At 61.6% G+C, this 19,767-nt stretch carries 19 protein-coding genes; 16 read left to right on the top strand and 3 right to left on the bottom strand.

Features of this window, described 5'->3' with window-relative positions:
• Positions 1 to 13 precede the first annotated feature (13 nt).
• Together B5E41_RS11805 and B5E41_RS11800 are read right to left on the bottom strand one after the other, a co-directional pair.
• Positions 14 to 1,510 carry an NAD-dependent succinate-semialdehyde dehydrogenase gene (locus tag B5E41_RS11805; protein ID WP_088393808.1) on the bottom strand — a complete coding sequence of 499 codons (1,497 nt, stop codon included), beginning with the start codon at positions 1,508 to 1,510 and terminating at the stop codon, positions 14 to 16.
• 120 nt (positions 1,511 to 1,630) lie between these two features.
• Positions 1,631 to 2,131, bottom strand: a complete 501-nt coding sequence (locus tag B5E41_RS11800) for an Lrp/AsnC family transcriptional regulator (RefSeq protein WP_088393740.1) — start codon at positions 2,129 to 2,131, stop codon at positions 1,631 to 1,633.
• A gap of 101 nt (positions 2,132 to 2,232) precedes the next feature.
• On the opposite strand from B5E41_RS11800, the gene ehuR reads away from it, so the two are divergent.
• The 10 genes from ehuR to doeB all read left to right on the top strand — a co-directional run bounded on the left by ehuR (position 2,233) and on the right by doeB (position 11,836).
• Positions 2,233 to 3,618: a MocR-like ectoine utilization transcription factor EhuR gene (ehuR, locus tag B5E41_RS11795; protein WP_088393806.1), complete on the top strand. Its 1,386-nt coding sequence runs from the start codon at positions 2,233 to 2,235 to the stop codon at positions 3,616 to 3,618.
• 122 nt (positions 3,619 to 3,740) lie between these two features.
• The gene (gene ehuA, locus B5E41_RS11790; protein ID WP_088393738.1) at positions 3,741 to 4,526 is read left to right on the top strand and encodes an ectoine/hydroxyectoine ABC transporter ATP-binding protein EhuA; all 786 of its coding nucleotides are present in this window, start codon (positions 3,741 to 3,743) and stop codon (positions 4,524 to 4,526) included.
• 58 nt (positions 4,527 to 4,584) lie between these two features.
• A complete protein-coding gene (gene ehuB / locus B5E41_RS11785) occupies positions 4,585 to 5,433 on the top strand; it encodes an ectoine/hydroxyectoine ABC transporter substrate-binding protein EhuB (protein ID WP_020919733.1) in 849 nt (282 codons plus the stop codon).
• 74 nt (positions 5,434 to 5,507) lie between these two features.
• Positions 5,508 to 6,167, top strand: a complete 660-nt coding sequence (gene ehuC, locus B5E41_RS11780; protein ID WP_088393804.1) for an ectoine/hydroxyectoine ABC transporter permease subunit EhuC — start codon at positions 5,508 to 5,510, stop codon at positions 6,165 to 6,167.
• A 4-nt stretch (positions 6,168 to 6,171) separates the two neighbouring features.
• The gene (gene ehuD, locus B5E41_RS11775) at positions 6,172 to 6,831 is read left to right on the top strand and encodes an ectoine/hydroxyectoine ABC transporter permease subunit EhuD (protein WP_064807445.1); all 660 of its coding nucleotides are present in this window, start codon (positions 6,172 to 6,174) and stop codon (positions 6,829 to 6,831) included.
• A 1-nt stretch (position 6,832) separates the two neighbouring features.
• A complete protein-coding gene (gene eutA / locus B5E41_RS11770; RefSeq protein ID WP_088393736.1) occupies positions 6,833 to 7,612 on the top strand; it encodes an ectoine utilization protein EutA in 780 nt (259 codons plus the stop codon).
• A gap of 4 nt (positions 7,613 to 7,616) precedes the next feature.
• Entirely contained in the window at positions 7,617 to 8,618 is a 1,002-nt protein-coding gene (gene eutB / locus B5E41_RS11765) for a hydroxyectoine utilization dehydratase EutB (RefSeq protein ID WP_088393734.1), read from the top strand.
• Positions 8,615 to 9,607 carry an ectoine utilization protein EutC gene (eutC, locus tag B5E41_RS11760; protein WP_088393732.1) on the top strand — a complete coding sequence of 331 codons (993 nt, stop codon included), beginning with the start codon at positions 8,615 to 8,617 and terminating at the stop codon, positions 9,605 to 9,607. Before eutB ends, eutC begins: the two co-directional genes overlap by 4 nt.
• Positions 9,608 to 9,639: 32 nt before the next feature.
• Positions 9,640 to 10,821 carry an ectoine hydrolase DoeA gene (gene doeA / locus B5E41_RS11755; RefSeq protein WP_088393730.1) on the top strand — a complete coding sequence of 394 codons (1,182 nt, stop codon included), beginning with the start codon at positions 9,640 to 9,642 and terminating at the stop codon, positions 10,819 to 10,821.
• Between the two features lie 7 nt (positions 10,822 to 10,828).
• Entirely contained in the window at positions 10,829 to 11,836 is a 1,008-nt protein-coding gene (gene doeB / locus B5E41_RS11750) for a N(2)-acetyl-L-2,4-diaminobutanoate deacetylase DoeB (protein ID WP_088393728.1), read from the top strand.
• A 40-nt stretch (positions 11,837 to 11,876) separates the two neighbouring features.
• On the opposite strand, the gene B5E41_RS11745 is transcribed toward doeB, so the two are convergent.
• Complete coding sequence (locus B5E41_RS11745) at positions 11,877 to 13,694, bottom strand: methyl-accepting chemotaxis protein (protein WP_088393726.1); 1,818 nt, start codon at positions 13,692 to 13,694, stop codon at positions 11,877 to 11,879.
• A 599-nt stretch (positions 13,695 to 14,293) separates the two neighbouring features.
• Between B5E41_RS11745 and B5E41_RS11740 the strand changes: the two genes are divergently transcribed.
• The 6 genes from B5E41_RS11740 to B5E41_RS11715 all read left to right on the top strand — a co-directional run bounded on the left by B5E41_RS11740 (position 14,294) and on the right by B5E41_RS11715 (position 19,763).
• Positions 14,294 to 14,941 (top strand): TetR/AcrR family transcriptional regulator, encoded by a 648-nt coding sequence (locus B5E41_RS11740; protein ID WP_064813181.1) that lies wholly within the window; start codon positions 14,294 to 14,296, stop codon positions 14,939 to 14,941.
• A 731-nt stretch (positions 14,942 to 15,672) separates the two neighbouring features.
• A complete protein-coding gene (locus B5E41_RS11735) occupies positions 15,673 to 16,512 on the top strand; it encodes a transporter substrate-binding protein (RefSeq protein ID WP_064812528.1) in 840 nt (279 codons plus the stop codon).
• A 166-nt stretch (positions 16,513 to 16,678) separates the two neighbouring features.
• Positions 16,679 to 17,341, top strand: a complete 663-nt coding sequence (locus B5E41_RS11730; RefSeq protein ID WP_088393724.1) for an amino acid ABC transporter permease — start codon at positions 16,679 to 16,681, stop codon at positions 17,339 to 17,341.
• A 4-nt stretch (positions 17,342 to 17,345) separates the two neighbouring features.
• Positions 17,346 to 18,005, top strand: coding sequence for an amino acid ABC transporter permease (locus B5E41_RS11725; protein ID WP_088393722.1), 660 nt, complete (start codon positions 17,346 to 17,348; stop codon positions 18,003 to 18,005).
• An 11-nt stretch (positions 18,006 to 18,016) separates the two neighbouring features.
• Entirely contained in the window at positions 18,017 to 18,787 is a 771-nt protein-coding gene (locus B5E41_RS11720) for an amino acid ABC transporter ATP-binding protein (protein WP_064812525.1), read from the top strand.
• A gap of 226 nt (positions 18,788 to 19,013) precedes the next feature.
• Positions 19,014 to 19,763, top strand: a complete 750-nt coding sequence (locus B5E41_RS11715; RefSeq protein ID WP_088393720.1) for a GntR family transcriptional regulator — start codon at positions 19,014 to 19,016, stop codon at positions 19,761 to 19,763.
• The last annotated feature ends 4 nt before the right edge of the window (positions 19,764 to 19,767 follow it).

Raw genomic sequence — 19,767 nt, 5'->3', positions numbered from 1 at the left:
TGAAGTTGGGTGCTCAGGCGGCGGTGTCGATGCAGAGATATTTGAGCTCGGTGAAGGCCTCGAGCCCGTGGCGGGAGCCTTCCCGGCCCAGGCCGGACTGTTTCCAGCCGCCGAAGGGGATGGGGCCGCCGGTGATCTTCACGCGATTGATCGCCACCATGCCGTATTCCAGCGCGCGGCCGAGGCGCATCTGGCGGGCGCCATTCTCGGTGACGACATAGGCGACCAGGCCATATTCGGTATCGTTGGCACGGGCGACGACCTCTTCCTCCGTATCGAAAGTGGTAAGTGCTGCCACAGGCCCGAAAGTCTCCTCACGCATGATCAGCGCATCCGCCGGCACATCCACCAAAAGCGTCGGCTGATAGAAGAGTGGGCCGGCCCTATGGCGGCTGCCCCCGGCAACGAGCCGGGCGCCACGCGTCAAGGCATCGGCGACCTGGTCCTCGACCTTGAGGACGGCGCGTTCATGCATCAGCGGCCCGATTTCGCTTTCGGCCTCGATGCCTGCGCCGACCTTCAGCGCGCCGATACGCGCGGTAAAAGCGGTGGCGAAGGCATCGGCAATGCGTCGCTGGACAAAAATGCGGTTGGCGGCAAGGCAATCCTGACCTGATGTGGCAAACTTCGCGCCGACGGCGATCTCGACGGCTTTCGTGACATCGGCATCGTCGAAGACAATCAGCGGCGCGTGTCCGCCGAGTTCCATTACCAGCCGCTTCATGGTCGGCGCGCACTGGGCGGCGATCAGGCGGCCAACCTCGGTCGAACCCGTGAAGCTCATGGCGCGCAGGCGGCTATCGCTGCACATCCGTCCGACGATCGTTGCAGCATGGCCGGTGACCACGTTGAAGACGCCGGCGGGAATGCCGGCCCGTTCACCGAGCTCGGCAAGCGCAAGGGCAGAAATCGGCGTTTCCGAGGAGGGGTGGGCGACGACCGTGCAGCCTGCGGCAAGCGCTGCGGCCGCTTTGCGGGTGAGCATGGCGGAAGGGAAATTCCAGGGCGTGACGACACCGACGACCCCAAGCGGCTCCCGCCGGACAATCGTTTCCGCCCCGGCCAGATGGCTGGTGACGCTTTCGGCGTTCAGCCGCTTGCCTTCTTCGGCATACCACTCGATGAAGGAGGCGGCGTAGTCGATCTCACCACGCGCTTCGGCAAGCGGCTTGCCCTGTTCGAGCGTCATGATCAACGCCAGATCTTCCCTGGCGGCGAGCATCAACGCGTGCCATTTTCGCAGGATCGCCGCGCGGTGCTGCGGCAGCATCGCGCGCCAAGCGGCAAAGGCCTGCGACGCCGCATCGATCGCCATCGCCGTCTCCTCCGCATCGAGGCTCGCAACCCAGGCCAGCGTTGCCGAAGAGGCCGGATCGGCAACAGCGAAGCTTTTGCCTGTCGCCCCCGCGATCCACCGGCCGCCGACATAGGCGAGATCGCGAAGGAGATGACGGTCGGCAAGCCGTGACAGCGCATCATGATAGTCGGGGCGGGCAAAAACGGCGGTCATGTCCATCTCCTCGTTTGCGGTTGACGCAAGTCTTCCACAAGAGCCGACGAGAGATTGTCCTTTACCGAAGGCGGAAAGAGACAGACGGTCTAAAGGACGGCCGTCTGCTAGACAGATTGTCTAGGAGACGTTGTGTTCTTCCTTCCCGGAGGCGGAGAAGGAAGAGACCGGAAGGACTGTGTCCTCCTTCACCGTCTTGGTGACGACGTAGGTGAAGTAGCGGTCGATGCCGAGTTCGCGGTCGAGAAGACCGTCGACCAGCCGCTGATAAGCGTCGATATCGGCCGCCATGATTTTCAGGATATAGTCGACGCCGCCGCCGACCGACCAGCAGGCGACGATCTCGGGGGTTGCGGCAACGGCGCGCTCGAAGCGCTCGAAATCGGCCTGGCGATGATTGGCGAGCGTCACTTCCATCATCACGCTGGCGACCGGCGCTATGCGCCGCGGCGCGATGCGGGCGTGGTAGCCGGTAATGATCCCCGCCTTTTCGAGCTTGCGCAGCCGCATCCAGCATGGCGTAGGCGACAGCCCTGCCTTTTCGGCCAGCGCCAGCTTGGTAATGCGTCCGTCGTGCTGGATGGCGTCGAGGATTCGCAAATCGATGGCGTCGAGTTTCATGGCGCTTTCTTTAGAAAGAAATCATTTCAAACGCGGTGAAAAGACAATGGATGCGCATTTTGGCATTGTCAATTGAACTGATTTTCAGCAGTGTTGAAATCATGACAAATTGGCGCCCCGATCCCTCGCAACTCCGCCGGCCTGCCTATCTCTCGCTTGCCGAGCAGATCGCTAATGCGATCACCGACGGCAAGCTCTCCGACGGCATGCAATTGCCGCCGCATCGCAAGCTGGCGGATGATCTGCATCTTTCCGTGCAGACGGTGAGCCGAGCCTATGACGAACTGAGCCGCCGGGGGCTGATATCGGGCGAGATCGGACGCGGCAGCTTCGTGCAGACGCGGCCGCGCGAGCCGGAACCACCTTATCTGCCGGAACGGCTGGGCGAGGTGATCGATCTCTCTATCCTGAAGCCGGTCTGCGAGCAGATTCATCTGGAAAGGCTGCGCCAGGCCTTTGGCTGGCTCTCCGAAAATCTGCCGTCGAGCTCGGCCCTGTCGTTCCGGCCGAACATGGTCTTTCCCCGCCATCGCGTCGTTGCCACGGAATGGCTGGCGCGCTGCGGCCTCGACGCATCGCCGCTGAACATCAGTCTGACGAATGGCGCGACATCGGGCATGACGGTGGCGCTGATGAGCGTCGCCCCGCCCGGTTCGACCATTGCGACCGAGGCGATCAGCCATCATACGCTGGTGCCGCTCTCCACCTATCTCGGCCTGCATCTCGAGGGGCTGGCGATCGACGAGGAGGGCATGATTCCCGAAGCGCTGGACGAGGCCTGCCGGACGGGGCCGATTCGGGCGATCTTCCTGCAGCCGTCGGTGATCAATCCGATGGCGGCGCTGATGAGCGCAGAGCGCCGGCAGGCGCTCGCTGCCGTTGCCGCCAAGCATGACATAGCGATCATCGAAAACGACATTCTCGGGCCAATGGTCGAGGACCGCGCGCCGCCGATGGCCGCCTTCGCGCCGGAGCGGACGCTCTATGTCACAAGCTTCACGAAGATCACCGTTCCGGGCCTCAGGATCGGCTATCTCGTTGCGCCCGACCGCTATGTCGCCGCAGTTGCCAACCGCCATCTCGTCTCCAATTGGATGGCGACGCCGGCGATGGCCGAAATCGCCACCCGCTGGGTCAGCGACGGCACGGCGATGGAACTTGTCAACTGGCAGCGCCGCGCCCTTGTCGGGCGCCATGCGATCGCAGCGGAGATGCTGGCGGGCCTTTCCTATCGAAGGCATCCGCAAAGCCTGCATGTCTGGCTGCCGCTTTTCGGCAGCCATACGGAGGATGGTTTCGTGTCGCAGGCAAGGCTGCGCGGCGTGGCGATCGCGCCGGGCAAATCCTTCCGCACCGCCGATCACGGCTGGACGCCGGCGGTGCGCATCTCGCTCGGCTCGACGACGGAAGGCGAACTGCGGACGGGACTGGGGATCGTTGCCTCATTGGCGCAGGGAAATCCGGAAGAGCTGCTGCTCGCGATTTGAGGCGGGCGCCTCATTTGCCGACAGCCGCAGAATAATTGTCATGATATTATTTTACGAATTGACATGATTTTCGAGCGCCGTCATCGTTAGGTCATTGCTTGTCTCAACAAGGAGAGACATGAATGCCTTCGCCCATCATCCGCATCGACAACATCGTCAAGAGATACGGTCCGCTGACCGTGCTCGACGGCCTGTCGATGAATGTCATGCCGGGCGAGAAACTGGCGCTGATCGGGCCGTCCGGCTCCGGCAAGACGACGATCCTGCGCATCCTGATGACGCTGGAGACGATCAGCGGCGGCCATATCGAGGTCGACGGCGAGCAGCTCTATCACATGCCCGGCGGCAGCGGACTGGTGGCGGCCGATGAACGGCATCTGCATCGCATGCGCGAGAAGATCGGCATGGTCTTTCAGCACTTCAACCTGTTCCCGCATAAATGCGTCCTCGACAATGTGACGCTGGCGCCGATGCTGACCAAGGGGATCAAGCGGCCGCAAGCGGAGAAGCGGGCGATGGAGCTTCTCGATATGGTCGGCCTTGCCGACAAGGCGAAAAGCGTCCCGGCGCAGCTTTCCGGCGGGCAGAAGCAGCGTGTCGCCATTGCCCGGGCGCTGGCGCTGTCGCCGAAGATCATGCTGTTCGACGAGGTGACCTCGGCGCTCGACCCGGAGCTGGTCGAGGAGGTGCTGAACGTCATGCGCCGACTCGCCTCCGAGACCGACATGACGATGCTGCTCGTCACCCACGAAATGGGTTTTGCCCACGACTTTGCCGACCGCGTGCTGTTTTTCGATCGCGGCAGGATCGTCGAGGAAGGCAGGCCGGGCGACATCTTCCGCAATCCGACGCAGGAAAGGACGCAGACATTCCTGCGTAAGATCATCGCGGCAGGGCACCGCGTCTGACCTCAGACATTGCCCGCGAACAACAAAACGCAAGAGAAAGCCACAGGAGTTGGGAACGATGAAAGCAGGATATTTTTTGAGTGCCGTCAGCCTGTCGGTGCTTCTGGTTACGGCGGCCGCTCCGGTATCCGCCGCCGATGACAAGCTCGAACAGCTGAAGGAACAGGGTTTCGCCCGTATCGCCATCGCCAACGAGCCGCCGTTCACGGCGGTCGGAGCCGACGGCAAGGTTTCGGGCGCTGCCCCCGACGTGGCCCGCGTGATCTTCGAAAAGCTGGGCGTCAAGGAAGTCGTCGCCTCTATCTCCGAGTACGGCGCGATGATTCCCGGCCTGCAGGCCGGCCGACACGACGCAATTACGGCGGGCCTGTTCATGAAGCCCGAACGCTGCAATGCCGTCGCCTATTCCGAACCGATCCTGTGCGACGCTGAAGCCTTTGCTCTCAAGAAGGGCAACCCGCTGAAGCTGACCAGCTACAAGGATATCGCCGACAACCCGAACGCCAAGATCGGCGCGCCGGGCGGCGGTACGGAAGAGAAGCTGGCGCTGGAAGCCGGCGTGCCGCGTGACCGCGTCATCGTCGTTCCGGACGGGCAGAGCGGCATCAAGATGCTGCAGGACGGCCGCATCGACGTCTATTCGCTGCCGGTCCTGTCGATCCACGACCTGTTGACCAAGGCGAACGATCCGAACCTCGAAACCGTCGCCCCCGTCGTCAATGCGCCGGTCTATTGCGACGGCGCCGCCTTCCGTAAGCAGGACGTTGCGCTTCGCGATGCCTTCGACGTCGAGCTGAAGAAGCTGAAGGAATCGGGCGAGTTCGCCAAGATCATCGAACCCTACGGCTTCTCGGCCAAGGCGGCGATGTCGACGAGCCGCGAAAAGCTGTGCGCTGCCGCCAAGTAACCTGATGTAAGCAGCCGGCCATGCTCCCGATGGCCGGTTGCCCTTCGCGCCATCTCCAGAGAAATGAGCTGCCGATGTCGGTCTGGTCCGGCTATCTGACACTGATCCTTCAAGGGGCCCTGGTGACGCTCGAGCTGACGATCATGGGCTCGGCGCTGGCGCTCGTCATGGCCTTCCTGGCCGGTCTCGGCCGCCTGTCGCGTTTCTTCGCCCTCCGGGCTCTGGCGACCGCCTATATCGAATTCTTTCGCGGTACCTCGATCTTCGTCCAACTCTTCTGGGTCTATTTCGTCCTGCCCTTCGCGGGATTGACGCTGACGCCGCTGCAGGCGGGCGTGCTGGCGCTCGGTCTGAATGTCGGCGCCTATGGCGCGGAGGTGGTGCGTGGCGCCGTCAAGGCCGTCGGGCGCGAACAATCGGAAGCCTGTATCGCGCTCAATCTGTCGCGCTACCAGCGCATGCGCCACGTCATCCTGCCGCTGGCATTGCCGCTGATGCTGCCGACCTTCTGCAACAATGCGATCGAGCTTTTGAAGGGCACGGCCGTCGTGTCGCTGATCTCGCTGACCGACATGACCTTTCAGGCGCAAGTGGTGCGGGCGCAGACCGGCAATACGCTGGTGCCCTTCGCAACGATCCTCATCCTCTATTTCCTCATGGCCTCCGCCATCTCGGCGGCGATGCGCCTCTTGGAGCGACGGATGACACGCGGCCTCGACGGCATGAGGACCTGATCATATGGAATGGGATTGGGATTTCGTCTGGCAGATCATGCCGACCCTTCTCGAAGGGTTCAAGATCACCATTCTCGCGACCATCCTCGGCGCTGCTGTCGCCATGGTCGCAGGCCTCGCGCTTGCCATCGCGCGGCGGTCACCGGTCGCCGCCATTTCCGGAACGGTCGGCTTCGTCGCGGAATTCATCCGCGGTACGCCGCTGCTGGTGCAGCTCTACTTCATCTTCTACGTCCTGCCGGATATCGGCATCCGGCTGTCGCCGCTCACCGCCGGCGTCATCGGCATGGGCATTCATTATGCGACCTATACGGCCGAGGTCTATCGCGCCGGCATCGAGAACGTTTCGCGCGGACAATGGGAAGCGGCCAGGGCTACCAATCTGACGACGCGCCAGGCCTGGATCCACGTGATCTTGCCGCAGGCGATCCCGCCAATGATCCCGGCGCTCGCCAATTATTTCATCGCCATGTTCAAGGAAACGCCACTGCTATCGGCGATCACCGTGCTGGAACTGATGAACCAGGCCAAAAGCATCGCCAATAGCAACTATCGCTATATTGAACCCATGACGCTCGTCGGCGTCTTCTTCCTCGTCATCAGCCTGATTTCGGTTCTCGGATTGCGCTGGCTCGAGGAGCGCTATGCCAGGATGGATGACTGACATGACGAAATCGATCGAGATCATTCCCGCCGGCCGACTGCCACGGCTGGACGACCGGCCGCTGGAAAAACTTATCGGCCTCGTCATTCTGGCGACCGACCACACGACGGAAGCCGACTTCCGACGCATGGTCGCCAGCGACCGTATCGGCGTCTATGTCAGCCGCATCCACTACGCCAATCCCGTGACGGCAGAAAATCTCCTGAAGATGCAGCCGTCGCTGACCCAAGGCGCAGGGCTCATTCTGCCGGGTGAGACGCTGGATGCCGTCATGTATTCCTGCACCGCCGCCTCGGTCGTGATCGGCGACCGCAAGATCGAGGAAGCGATCCATGCGGCCAAGCCGGGCGTTTCAGTGGTGACGCCAACGGCGGCTGCTGTAGAAGCCCTGAAGGCGCTCGGCGCCAGGCGGATTTCCGTGCTGACACCCTATACGATCGAAACCAGCCGGCCGATGGCGGATTATTTCACCCGTCATGGTTTTGCGATCGACCGCTTTACCTGCCTCGGTCTGAGCGACGACCGCGAGATGGCACGGATTGCGCCGGATGAAATAGCCGCCTTTGCCCGCCAGGCGCTGGCGCCACAATCCGATGCACTGTTCATTTCCTGCACCGCCGTGCGCGCCGCACAGGTTGCCGCCCGCATCGAAGCCGAGACAGGCAAGCCGGTGGTGACCAGCAATCTCGCCACCGCCTGGGCATGCCTGCGGCTTTGCGGCGACGGTCAGCCGCGGCCCGAGCTCGGTCAACTGATGACCAGGCCCTATGGGGAAGGCTGAGCGCATGAGGGCCCCCTTGCCAGTTTCCTTGGAGGATATCCGTGCGGCGGCGCACCGGATCGCCGGCCGTGTTGTGGAAACGCCGATCGTGTCGTCGGCATCGCTCGGCGAGATCGCGGGCGTTCCGGTCTGGCTGAAGCTCGAACATCATCAGACGACGGGCAGCTTCAAACTTCGCGGGGCGACCAATGCGGTAGCGTCATTGTCGCCGGCGGAACGCGTGCGCGGGGTCGTCGCCGCCTCGACGGGAAATCACGGCCGGGCGCTTGCCCATGCGGCGAAGGCACAAGGCATGGTCGCAACGATCTGCATGTCGCGGCTGGTGCCGGCGAACAAGGTTTCAGAAATCCGCCGTCTGGGCGCCGATGTGTGCATCGTCGGTCGATCACAGGACGAGGCGCAGGAGGAGGTGGACCGGCTGGTGCGAGAGCAAGGGTTGGTGATGGTCCCGCCTTTTGACCACCCGGCTGTCGTAGCCGGGCAGGGGACGCTGGGGCTCGAGATCGTCGATGCATTGCCGCAGACAGCCACGGTTCTGGTGCCGCTCTCGGGTGGCGGCCTTGCTGCGGGCGTTGCCGCTGCAATCAAGGGCGTCAATCCGAAAACGAGAGTGATCGGCCTGACGATGGAACACGGCGCCGCGATGAAAGCGAGCCTCGATGCCGGACGGCCGGTGCAGGTCGAGGAAGTGAGAAGCCTTGCGGATTCGCTCGGCGGTGGCATCGGCCTCGACAATCGCGTGACTTTCACCATGTGCCAGGCGCTTCTCGACGAGGTCGTCCTGCTGACGGAGGCGGAGATCGCCGCAGGCATGCGTCATGCCTATGCCTGTGAGCGCGAGATCGTCGAGGGCGCGGGAGCGGTCGGAATAGCAGCGCTGCTGGCGGGCAAGATCAGCTCCGGCGGCCCGGTCGTTGCGATCCTTTCAGGGCGGAATGTCGACATGGAACAGCACCGCCGGGTGATCAATGGCGAGGGTACGGCATTCACGGAGGATGGCCCATGAACCGCATGATCATTCTGACGGAAGCGGAATTGCGCAAGATCGTGGTGCTCGATCGCGATGCGGTCGCCTGCATCGAGCAGGCTTTCGCGGCGCTTGCAACGAAGGTGGTCGCCATGCCGCCGATTCTGCGGCTCGACATTCCGGAATATCGGGGTGAGGTCGATGTGAAGACCGCCTACGTTCCGGGCATTGAAGGTTTCGCCATCAAGATCAGCCCCGGTTTCTTCGACAATCCAAAGATCGGTCTGCCGAGCACCAATGGCATGATGGTGCTGCTGTCCAGCCGGACAGGTCTGGTGCAGGCGCTGCTTCTGGACAACGGCTATCTCACGGATGTGCGCACCGCGGCAGCCGGCGCCGTCGCTGCGAAATACCTGTCACGGCAAGACTCCAGCGTGGCCGCAATTTTCGGCGCCGGAATGCAAGCTCGGCTGCAGCTCGAAGCACTGACGCTGGTGCGGCCCATCGCCGAGGCCAGGATCTGGGCCCGTGATGCCGCCAAGGCGCAGAAGGCAGCGGCCGAATTGAGCGGAGAACTTGGATTTCCCGTCATCGCTACGTCGGATCCGAGAGAGGCAATCTCCGGTGCCGACATTATCGTGACCACCACGCCTGCGGAAAAACCGATCGTCGAAGCCGGGTGGCTCGAACCCGGGCAGCATCTGACAGCCATGGGATCGGATGCGGAGCACAAGAACGAAATCGATCCCGTGGCCATCGCTCGGGCCGGCCTTTATGTCGCCGACAGTCTGAAACAGACGCGCCGCCTCGGCGAGCTGCATCACGCAATCGAAGCCGGTCTGGTCGCGGCCGATGCCGATTTCGCCGAGCTCGGCCGGATCGTTTCCGGCCGGATGCCGGGCAGAACGAGCAGCGAGCAGATCACCATTGCCGACCTCACCGGCACCGGCATCCAGGACACCGCTATCGCCACTCTCGCCTTCGCCCGCGCCGGCGGGATGAAGGCGGGGACCACGTTCGAAAGCTGACCGGCGCGGCGCCGGAAAAGAAGGGAAGAAACATGACCCAACCCAATCTGAAGTTTTCGCTCGGCGAATATGCCGCGCGGCTGGAAAAAACACGGCGTGCCATGGAAGCGAAGGGTGTGGACCTGCTTGTTGTCAGCGATCCCTCGAACATGGCCTGGCTGACCGGCTATGACGGTTGGTCCTTCTACGTGCATCAGGCGGTGATCGTGCCGCCGCAGGGCGAGCCGATCTGGTTCGGCCGCGGCCAGGACGCCAATGGCGCCAAGCTCACCGCCTACGTCAAGCACGACAATATCGTCGGCTATCCCGATCACTACGTGCAGTCGACCGAGCGTCATCCAATGGATTACCTCTCCGGCATCCTGACGGAGCGCGGCTTCGCCAAGCTGACGATCGGCGTCGAGATGGACAATTACTGGTTTTCCGCCGCCGCCTTCGCTGCGCTGCAGAGGCATCTGCCGAATGCGCGCTTCGTCGACGCGACCGCGCTGGTCAACTGGCAACGCGCGGTCAAGAGCGAGACCGAAATCAAGTACATGCGCAATGCCGCCCGGATTGTGGAAGCCATGCACGCCCGCATCTTCGACAAGATCGAGGTCGGCATGCGCAAGTGCGATCTGGTAGCGGAAATCTATGACGCCGGCACCCGCGGCGTCGACGGCATCGGCGGCGACTATCCGGCCATCGTGCCGCTGCTGCCGTCCGGCGTCGAAGCATCCGCACCGCATCTGACCTGGGACGACCGGCCGTTGAAGAAGGGGGAGGGCACCTTCTTTGAGATCGCCGGCTGCTACAACCGCTATCATCTGCCGCTGTCGCGCACCGTCTTCCTCGGCAAGCCGACGCAGGCCTTTCTCGACGCCGAAAAAGCGACGTTGGAAGGCATGGAAGCCGGTCTTGCGGTCGCCAGACCCGGCAATAGCTGCGAGGATATCGCCAATGCCTTCTTCGCGGTGCTGAAGAAATACGGGATCGTCAAGGACAACCGCACGGGTTATCCGATCGGGCTTTCCTATCCGCCGGACTGGGGCGAGCGCACCATGAGCCTGCGGCCCGGCGACCGGACGGAGCTGAAGCCCGGCATGACCTTCCATTTCATGACTGGCCTCTGGCTCGAGGACATGGGGTTCGAGACGACGGAGAGCATTCTCATCACCGAAAGCGGTGTCGAGTGCCTCGCCAACGTGCCGCGCAAGCTGATGGTCAAGGATTGAGGCTGTCATGACAGAGACCCGCTTGCGGCCGTCGCCGATCAACGCGACGGTGGATTTCGCCGCCGAGGGCGTCCAGCACGGTTTCCTCAGGCTGCCCTACAGCCGCGACGATTCTGCCTGGGGATCGGTGATGATCCCGATAACGGTCGTCAGGAACGGCAAGGGACCGACGGCGCTCCTGACCGGCGGCAATCATGGCGACGAGTACGAGGGACCGATTGCGCTGTTTGATCTCGCCCGCTCGCTGCAGGCAGAGGAGGTGAGCGGCGCTGTCATCATCGTGCCGGCAATGAATTACCCGGCATTCCTTGCAGGAACCCGGACATCGCCGATCGACAGAGGCAACATGAACCGCAGCTTCCCGGGTCGTCCGGACGGCACGGTGACCGAAAGGATCGCCGATTATTTCCAGCGTGTGCTTCTGCCGATGGCGGATCTCGTGCTCGACTTCCACTCCGGCGGCAAGACGCTCGATTTTCTGCCGTTCTGCGCAGCGCACATCCTGCCGAACAAACAACAGGAGGCGCAGGCGTTCGATTTCGTGACAGCCTTTGCCGCACCCTATTCGATGAAGATGCTGGAGATCGATGCGGTCGGCATGTACGACACGGCGGCCGAAGAGATGGGCAAGATCTTCATCACCACCGAGCTCGGCGGTGGAGGTACCGCCACGGCCAGAACAGCGGCGATCGCCAAACGCGGCACCATGAACGTGCTGCGACATGCCGGTATCGTCTCGGGCTCCGTGCATACGGGCCCGACAACGTGGCTGGATATGCCGGATGGCCGCTGCTTCTCCTTCGCAGAAGAAGGCGGATTGATCGAACCCGCGGTCGACCTCGGTGAAGCGGTCGCCAAGGATGCCGTCATCGCTCGCATCTACCCGACGGGCAGGACGGGTGAGGCGCCGCGCGAGATCCGTGCCGCCATGGACGGTATTCTCTGCGCGCGGCATTTCCCGGGGCTGGTCAAATCAGGCGATTGCGTTGGGGTCGTGGCGATCGTGACGAACTGACGACGACTGGCGCATGATGAACGTCACCGTCCAATCAACATCAAGCTGCCTTCCGCGCTCTTGACCCGGCAGCTGCCGCATCGGTCTGGAAGCGACCGACAATCCCTTCCAGCGTCTGCGTCTGGCCGCCGAGCGCACGGCAGGCTGAGACCGTTTCCGCGGCCATGGCGGCGTTGCGCTGCGTGACCTCATCGAGCGCGTTGACGGAAGCATTGATTTCCCCGATCATCACCGCCTGTTCGGAGGAAACCGAAACGATGCGGGCGATCAGGCCGGCGACTTGCTCGACCTGGCCTTCGATTTCCATAAGCGCCTTGCCGGTGCGGTTGACGAGCTCCACGCCGGTGGAAACCTGAGACGATGACGTGGAAATCAGAGATCTGATCTCCTTGGCGGCATTGGCCGAACGGAGGGCGAGCTCACGCACTTCCTGCGCTACAACGGCGAAGCCTTTGCCCGCTTCGCCGGCGCGGGCGGCTTCCACACCGGCGTTGAGCGCCAGAAGGTTGGTCTGGAAGGCGATCTCGTCGATGACGTTGACGATCTCGCCGATCTGGGCGGATGAACCTTCGATCCGTTCCATGGCGGCAATCGCATCGCGAACGATGGCCGCCGAATGTTCGGCGCTGTTGCGCGTCTCGGCCATCATGCCGGTCGCCTTGCCGGCATGGTTCGAAGCATCCTTGGCCTTGGCGTTCATTTCGCCGAGCGCGCTCGTAGCCTCTTCGAGCATCGCTGCCTGCTGTTCGGTACGCAATGCGAGGCTGTCGGCGGCATTTGTGATGCCGGCGGAAGAGCTGCCGACCTGCCTGGAGGTCTGGGCGACCTCCGCCATCGAAACGCAAAGCGCATCCAGGCTGTCGTTGAACTTGGCACGCAACGTTTCGTAGGCCGGTGCGAAGGCTGCGGTGATGCGGCAATCGAGATTGCCGAGCGAGAGCTGGTCCAGGCCGTAGGTCAGTTCCTCGATCACCGTTTCGCGTCGTTGGTCCTCGGCGGCCTTTTCAGCCATCTGGCTGCGTTCGCGCTGGAATTCCTGATCGCGAAGCGCCGTCTCGCGCTTCTGGGCATCTTGTCGTTCCAGCGCATTGCGGCGGAACACCGCCACAGCCTTGGACATGGCGCCGATCTCGTCGGAGCGGTCGGAATAGGGAACCTCGGTCGAAAAATCGCCTTCGGCGAGGCTGCCCATATAGGCCTTCATGCCATCCAGCGGCACAATGGCTCGACGGCGCAGAAAATAGAGCCCGACCAGCAACAGGGCGAAGGAGCCGAAGCCCGCGGCGCCCGCATAGATTGTCCAGGTTACGATTTCCGAAGCGGCATTGCTCTCTTCGTCTTTCAGGAAAGCGTCGGAATTGGCGACGAGCTTCTCTACAGCATCCTGATGCGCATGGAAGGCGACGCGCAACTGCTCGATCGCGCCATGCGCCTTACTTTCGTCCTTGGCGTTCAAGGCGGGGATGATTTCGCGGTTCATCACCTGCCAGAATACATCGCCCTTGGCGAGCACATCGTTTTCGAGCTCATCCTTCAAAGACTGCGGCAGCCGGGTGGTTTTCCAATAGGCGCGACGGTCGTCGTAAGCGGCTTTCAGATTGGCGATCTTCCCCAGATTGGTTTCGGTGAGTTCGGGGAATTTGCTCGCCTCGAAGGACAGCATGTAGGATTCGACCACAAAGAGAGGCGGCGGCAATATATCGGCGATGAGATCCTTGCCGTAGACCACCTGCTCGTAAACCGGGCCATTGACTTTCAGCCTTTGAAGCGCCGATTGCTGCAATCCAATCGACATGAAAAGACCGGCTGAAACGGCGATGCCAAACGCCACCAGGCTGCGCGCAATGGTAAATGCCAAGACTCTCTCCAAATAACTTTGGGCTTCTCTTCTTCGAGATGCCTGATCTACGTATGCCATTATTTCTCAAGAACGCTGAAATATGGTTAACTTCTTATCCGGACGCGAAGTCGACTAACTGTCCGGAGTCGAGTAACCGTCCAAAATTGCGGTGATCGTCATATAGCCGTTTAGTCAGCCATCATCTGCTATTTACATTTAATGGCTGTGGCGGAAAAGCAGCTGCTGGCGAAGCCCCACTGGCCGAAACGGTCCCGCGCCAGCGTCATAAACTGGGCCGTCAGTTTGTCGCCGCCGCTGGACGTGTCTCCGTCGAGCCGGCCGGTCGCAGTTGATTTTTTTTTAGATCAGACTACAGGAGAGGATGTTCTGGGATGCGGATGTCGGGCTCTTGCTTTAGGTAGGAAGAGACTGACGCGGCGGCAGAAGGGTCGACAAAAGCGCTATATCGCTAGAGGGTGGGGGCGCATCGCATTGCAGAATTATTTAGTTCTCTGAATCGAATTGCTGATGCCGCAACCGGAAAAATCATCCCTCAGATATAGCAGGCTGCTTTTCAGGATCGGTGGCATGCGCTTCGGCAAAGCGGTGTGATCGTCATGGATATTGCCGACGAGCGCGTAGATGAGCCGCGAAAGCGGGGGCGGCCGAAAGTCTCCAGCGACGAAGACAAGCGGACGCATATCGTTGAAGTCGCCCGCCGCGTTTTCGTAAAATATGGCTATGCCGGAAGCACGACCGCGGTCGTCGCCTCGGAGGCGGGTGTTTCCAAGCAGACGCTCTACAAGCTGTTTCAGAGCAAGGAAGAGCTGTTTGCAGCCGTGGTCGGCGCACACCGGCGCCTGATGCTCGACCTGCCGAGATCCGCTGAAGATATCCCGATCGCCGAGAGCCTCGAACGTATATTCATGATCGACATGGACGAGGAACTGGATGCGGAACGCGCCGGTTTCCTGCAGCTCGTCTTTCGGGAAGCGGCGCAATTTCCCGAGCTTATCGACATTCTCCAGCGCGAAGGCATACTCGCCAGCCGGCAGCATCTCGCTGACTGGCTCACCGATCGCCGGGCGGAGGGCAGGCTGTCGCTGGATGATCCGGAGAGCGGCGCCCGCATGCTGATGGATATGATCTTTGGCGGCATGGGCCCACCGGAAGGCCGCGTGCTGGCTTGGCCCGACCGGAGCCTGATGCTTGCCCATCTTCACCGCTGCATCGCGATCTTCGCCGCGGGCATCGGAGCCGCTTAGAGTGGAAGAGCGGCGCAGCAACTCTCGCTCTTTACACCGCCAATCTCTCGATTAAGTGCCTGCCGCTTGCCCCTCGACTGCCGTCACCGGCCGGTTTCGACTTCCAATTCCTGATTGTATTATTGATAGAACCATATGGTTCCATTAATTCGATTTCGCCATATTCACCTGGCCCCGCCTCTTTTCACCAAAGAACAGAAGCTTCAACCGCCGCTGATAGGCTTTCGCGCTACGTTGCCGTGTCGGAGCAATTTCAGCAAAAGTGCGTCGCGGTTGCGCGTCCGGAATTGCGGCTTCTCCGCCGATACGCTGCTCGCCGTGGCAACTAAAAAGCAGCGAAATGCGCCGACTGCATTTGTGGCGGGCTGAAGAAGACTCACCAGCCTCCGCTTTCGCTGAACTCGGAGTGCAGGGTCGTTCAGAGATATTTTGAGCACCCGAAAGTCGGCGAGAGGTTGTCCTGCTCCGCCGTCTGCGATGCTGGATTGCAATCTCTGCGGACTTGAAAGCCACCTGCCGGCCCAGAGCGTGCAGGTCGAATATTCACTTCAGCAGCCCTGATCTCGCTTCGGTGTCTGCCGAGTAGCGCGCAGTGCGGCGACTTCATACTGCGCGTTTTTCGTCACAGCCCATTGACAATTCATCCGCAATGGCACTTGATACATCATTCCAGTAAAACAGACATGCGTCCATTATATTGGAATAATAGGAACTAATCACAAGGGAACGCCATGACCATTTCCTTTCGCACCTGCGCGATGTCGCTGGCCGCCGCCGCGCTCATTTCCACGCCTGCACTGGCTGACGGCAGCAAGCTCGACGAAGTGCTCGCCCGCGGCCATCTCGTGCTCGGCACGGGCAGCACCAATGCGCCCTGGCATTTCAAGAGCGCGGACGACAAGCTTCAGGGCTTCGATGTCGACATGGGCCATATCGTCGCCAAGGCTCTGTTCGGCGATCCGGATAAGATCGAATTTGTCAACCAGTCGTCGGACGCCCGCATTCCGAACATCACCACCGATAAGGTCGATATCACCTGCCAGTTCATGACCGTTACGGGCGAACGCGCCCAGCAGGTCGCTTTCACCATTCCCTATTATCGTGAGGGCGTCGGCCTGATGCTCAAGGCGGATGGAAAGTATGCCGATTACGCCGCGCTGAAGGCTGCCGGCTCCTCGGTCACCATCTCGGTTCTCCAGAACGTCTATGCCGAAGCTATGGTGCACGCCGCATTGCCGGAGGCGACCGTCGACCAGTACGAATCCGTCGACCTGATCTATCAGGCGCTGGAGTCGGGGCGCGCCGATGCCGCCGCCACGGACCAGTCGTCGCTCGCCTGGTACATGACGCAGAACCCGGGCCGCTACAAGGACGCCGGCTACGGCTGGAACCCACAGACCTATGCCTGCGCCGTCAAGCGCGGTGATCAGGACTGGCTGAACTTCGTCAACACCGCTCTTCACGAAGCGATGACCGGTGTCGAGTTCGATTTCTATGCCAAATCCTTCAAGACCTGGTTCGGCAAGGATCTGGCGCCGCCGCAGATCGGCTTCCCCGTCGAATTCAAGTAACCGCGATGCGGGAAGCGGGAGCGAGCTCCCGCTCCGCTGGAACAGGACGATCTTGGGTCCAGGTCGGGCTGAGATCCGAATCCGCTTCTGAATTGAATGGTTGGAGCATGACGTCGTCCGGGTCGCTCGTAGATTCGGCGGCATGCTCCGGTCTGAAAGGACCCGTATGGGTTACACACTGAATTTCGCTGCCGTCTGGCGCAATTTCGACTTTCTCTTAAGCGGACTTGCCCTCAGCCTCGGCCTTGCCGTGATCTCGATCCTGATCGGGGCCGCAATCGGTCTTGTCGTGGCCTTTGCGCTGACGTCGAGGAACCGCTTCGCGCTCGTGCCGGCGCGGGTCTATGTCACGGTCATTCGCAACCTGCCTATTCTCGTCCTGGTGCTTTTCGCCTTCTTCGCGCTGCCGCAGATGGGCTTGCGCCTCGACAAGATGAAAAGCTTCGTGCTGGTTCTTTCCCTCTATTCCGGCGCCTATCTGGCCGAGGTGTTCCGCGCCGGACTGCTGTCGATCCCGAGAGGACTGACCGAAGCCGGCCTCGCCATCGGCCTGACCGGGATGCAGATCCGCAGCTCGATCATCGCTCCGCTGATGCTGCGCAACGTGCTGCCATCGCTCTCCTCGACGATCATCTCGCTCTTCAAGGACACCTCGCTCGCCGCCGCCATCGCCGTGCCCGAGCTGACCTTTGCCGCCCGCAAGATCAATGTCGAGAGCTTCCGCGTCATCGAAACATGGATGGTTACATCAGCCCTTTATGTTGCGACCTGTTTCCTCATCGCTGCCTTGATGCGCCTCGTCGAGCGCCGTCTGGCCCTGCCGAGGTAATCCGATGTCTCACACCTTTCTCGAACAACTCTGGATAGCCCACTATGTCATCATGAACGGCATGGCCATGACCGTGTCGATCTCGCTGCTGGCCATTCTCGCCGGCTCCGTTCTCGGCGTTTTTGTCGGCCTGGCGCTGGTTTACGGCGGCATCGTCTTACGTCTCCTCGTGCGTGCCTATACGGATATCATCCGCGGCACGCCGGTGCTCGTGCTCGTGCTGGCAAGCTATTATGTCTCGGCCGCGGTCGGTCTCGATCTCGGACCTTTCTCCGCCGGCGTCCTCGCCCTTGCCGTCTTCTGCTCTTCACATGTCGGCGAAATCGTGCGTGGAGCGCTTCAGGCGATCCCGAAAGGTCAGACCGAAGCCGCCAAGGCGATCGGCCTGACCTTTACCCAGACTTTCACTTCGGTACTGTGGCCGCAGGCCATGCGCCAATGCCTGCCGGCCTGGGTGAATACGGCGGCCGAGATGGTGAAGGCCTCGACGCTGCTCTCCGTCATCGGCGTAGCGGAGCTTCTCCTGCGCACGCAGGAGATCATTTCCCGCAATTTCATGAGCCTCCAGTTCTATTTTCTGGCCGGCGGTCTCTATTTCATCGTCAACTACGGCATCGAGCACTTCGGCAAATATGTCGAGCGCAAGACCGCCCTGCCGTCCTGAGGAGCCTATCGATGGCCAAGACCATTCTCGACATCAAGGGTCTGCGCAAGACTTACGGCATCCACGAAGTTCTCAAGGGCGTCGATTGCGCCGTGCAGGAGGGCGAGGTCATCTCGATCATCGGCTCCTCCGGCTCGGGCAAGACCACCTTGCTGCGCTGCGTCAACATGCTCGAGGAATTCCAGGGCGGCACGATCAGACTCGACGGCGAGGAGATCGGCTATCACGTCGACGGCGCGACCCGGCGGCGCAAGAGCGAGAAGGAGATCGCGCGCCAGCGCGCCCTGACCGGCATGGCTTTTCAGCAGTTCAATCTCTTTCCGCATATGAGTGCGGCCGAAAACGTCATGCTCGGCCTCGTCAAGGTGAAGAAGATGACGAAGCCCGACGCCCGCATCATTGCTGAAAAATGGCTCGACCGGGTCGGCCTCGCCGCCCGTGCCAACCATTATCCCGGTCAGCTCTCCGGCGGCCAGCAGCAGCGTGTCGCAATTGCCCGCGCGATCGCCATGTCGCCGCGGTTGATGCTGTTCGACGAGGTGACCTCCGCGCTCGACCCGGAACTGGTGGGCGAAGTGCTGCAGGTCATCAAGGGGCTTGCTGCCGACGGCATGACCATGCTGCTCGTCACTCATGAGATGCGTTTCGCCTACGAGGTTTCGTCCCGCGTGATCTTCATGAACCAGGGGGTCATCTGCGAGGAGGGCGATCCGAAGGAAATGTTCGTGCGTCCGAAGACCGAACGATTGGCGGAATTTCTCAAGACCTCGAGCTTCAACTAAAAAGGCGATGGCCGGCTCGCCCCGTCAGATCGCCGGCGTCGCCTCAAGTCGGGCGGGGTCTTGAGCGGCGGCATCGGCCACGGGACCGATGTCGGGGGAGGGGGAGCGCCTGCACAATTTACATTCAGTCTGCATTCCCGGCAGGCAAATTTTCCACCAAAAATCCGGGACGGTTAGAAAAGTCTGAGCGCAGGGTTTTTGGCACAGGCTTTGCTTCCTGTCTTGTATGCAAGAGAGCCAGGCATCCGAGACCACGCAGAAATCCATTGAAGTAACGATCGTCTCCGGGATCCTTTCTGCCAAGATTCGGCCGGGCACGCGTCTTGGCGAAAATCAGCTGGCGGCGCTCTTCGGTGTGTCCCGAACCCGCGTCCGTGAAGCGATGATGCGTCTGGAGACACGCGGGATCGTGCATGTCAGCCCCCGGCGCGGCTGGTTCGTCGTCGAGCCCTCCGCTGAGGATGCGATCGCCGTCTATGAGGCAAGGCGTGTCGTCGAGGCCGGATTGCTGCGCAGCATGGCCTTGCTGACAGAGGAGGGACGCAAGGCTCTCGACGCCCATCTGAATGAGGAGAGGAATGCCATGGCGGCGGGCGACCGCCAGCGGCTGACTTATTTGATGGGCGATTTCCATATCCGCATCGCGGAATTGAGCGGGAACACGATCATCGTCGACATCCTGCGCGACCTGACCGCGAGGACGATCCTCATTTCGATGCTCTATCAATCCGAATTTCATGCGGCCCAGTCCCATGAGGGGCACTGCCGTATTTTCGAGGCGATGCAGACAGGTGATTTCGTCAGAGCTGCAGAGCTCTCCGTCGAACATCTTGACGAAGTGGAAATGGGGCTCGACCTCACGGCGCGGCCGGATCCGCTTTCGGATCTGCGCAAGTCCTTGTCGCTTCCGCCCAGGACCGCGTCCTCCACCTTCCAGCCGTCAGATCCAAAAATCCCAACAACAAAGGAGCAATGAACAC

It is taken from the genome of Rhizobium esperanzae, assembly GCF_002204185.1.
Taxonomy (GTDB): Bacteria; Pseudomonadota; Alphaproteobacteria; order Rhizobiales; family Rhizobiaceae; genus Rhizobium; species Rhizobium esperanzae.
Note: the sequence above shows the minus strand (reverse complement) of the source record. Positions and strands in the feature narration are given on the sequence as shown.

Bases quoted from the DNA above. Each gene is read 5' to 3' on its own strand.
- B5E41_RS11805 (WP_088393808.1), bottom strand. From the start codon at position 1,510: ATGACCGCCGTTTTTGCCCGCCCCGACTATCATGATGCGCTGTCACGG.
- B5E41_RS11800 (WP_088393740.1), bottom strand. From the start codon at position 2,131: ATGAAACTCGACGCCATCGATTTGCGAATCCTCGACGCCATCCAGCAC.
- ehuR (WP_088393806.1), top strand. From the start codon at position 2,233: ATGACAAATTGGCGCCCCGATCCCTCGCAACTCCGCCGGCCTGCCTAT.
- ehuA (WP_088393738.1), top strand. From the start codon at position 3,741: ATGCCTTCGCCCATCATCCGCATCGACAACATCGTCAAGAGATACGGT.
- ehuB (WP_020919733.1), top strand. From the start codon at position 4,585: ATGAAAGCAGGATATTTTTTGAGTGCCGTCAGCCTGTCGGTGCTTCTG.
- ehuC (WP_088393804.1), top strand. From the start codon at position 5,508: ATGTCGGTCTGGTCCGGCTATCTGACACTGATCCTTCAAGGGGCCCTG.
- ehuD (WP_064807445.1), top strand. From the start codon at position 6,172: ATGGAATGGGATTGGGATTTCGTCTGGCAGATCATGCCGACCCTTCTC.
- eutA (WP_088393736.1), top strand. From the start codon at position 6,833: ATGACGAAATCGATCGAGATCATTCCCGCCGGCCGACTGCCACGGCTG.
- eutB (WP_088393734.1), top strand. From the start codon at position 7,617: ATGAGGGCCCCCTTGCCAGTTTCCTTGGAGGATATCCGTGCGGCGGCG.
- eutC (WP_088393732.1), top strand. From the start codon at position 8,615: ATGAACCGCATGATCATTCTGACGGAAGCGGAATTGCGCAAGATCGTG.
- doeA (WP_088393730.1), top strand. From the start codon at position 9,640: ATGACCCAACCCAATCTGAAGTTTTCGCTCGGCGAATATGCCGCGCGG.
- doeB (WP_088393728.1), top strand. From the start codon at position 10,829: ATGACAGAGACCCGCTTGCGGCCGTCGCCGATCAACGCGACGGTGGAT.
- B5E41_RS11740 (WP_064813181.1), top strand. From the start codon at position 14,294: ATGGATATTGCCGACGAGCGCGTAGATGAGCCGCGAAAGCGGGGGCGG.
- B5E41_RS11735 (WP_064812528.1), top strand. From the start codon at position 15,673: ATGACCATTTCCTTTCGCACCTGCGCGATGTCGCTGGCCGCCGCCGCG.
- B5E41_RS11730 (WP_088393724.1), top strand. From the start codon at position 16,679: ATGGGTTACACACTGAATTTCGCTGCCGTCTGGCGCAATTTCGACTTT.
- B5E41_RS11725 (WP_088393722.1), top strand. From the start codon at position 17,346: ATGTCTCACACCTTTCTCGAACAACTCTGGATAGCCCACTATGTCATC.
- B5E41_RS11720 (WP_064812525.1), top strand. From the start codon at position 18,017: ATGGCCAAGACCATTCTCGACATCAAGGGTCTGCGCAAGACTTACGGC.
- B5E41_RS11715 (WP_088393720.1), top strand. From the start codon at position 19,014: ATGCAAGAGAGCCAGGCATCCGAGACCACGCAGAAATCCATTGAAGTA.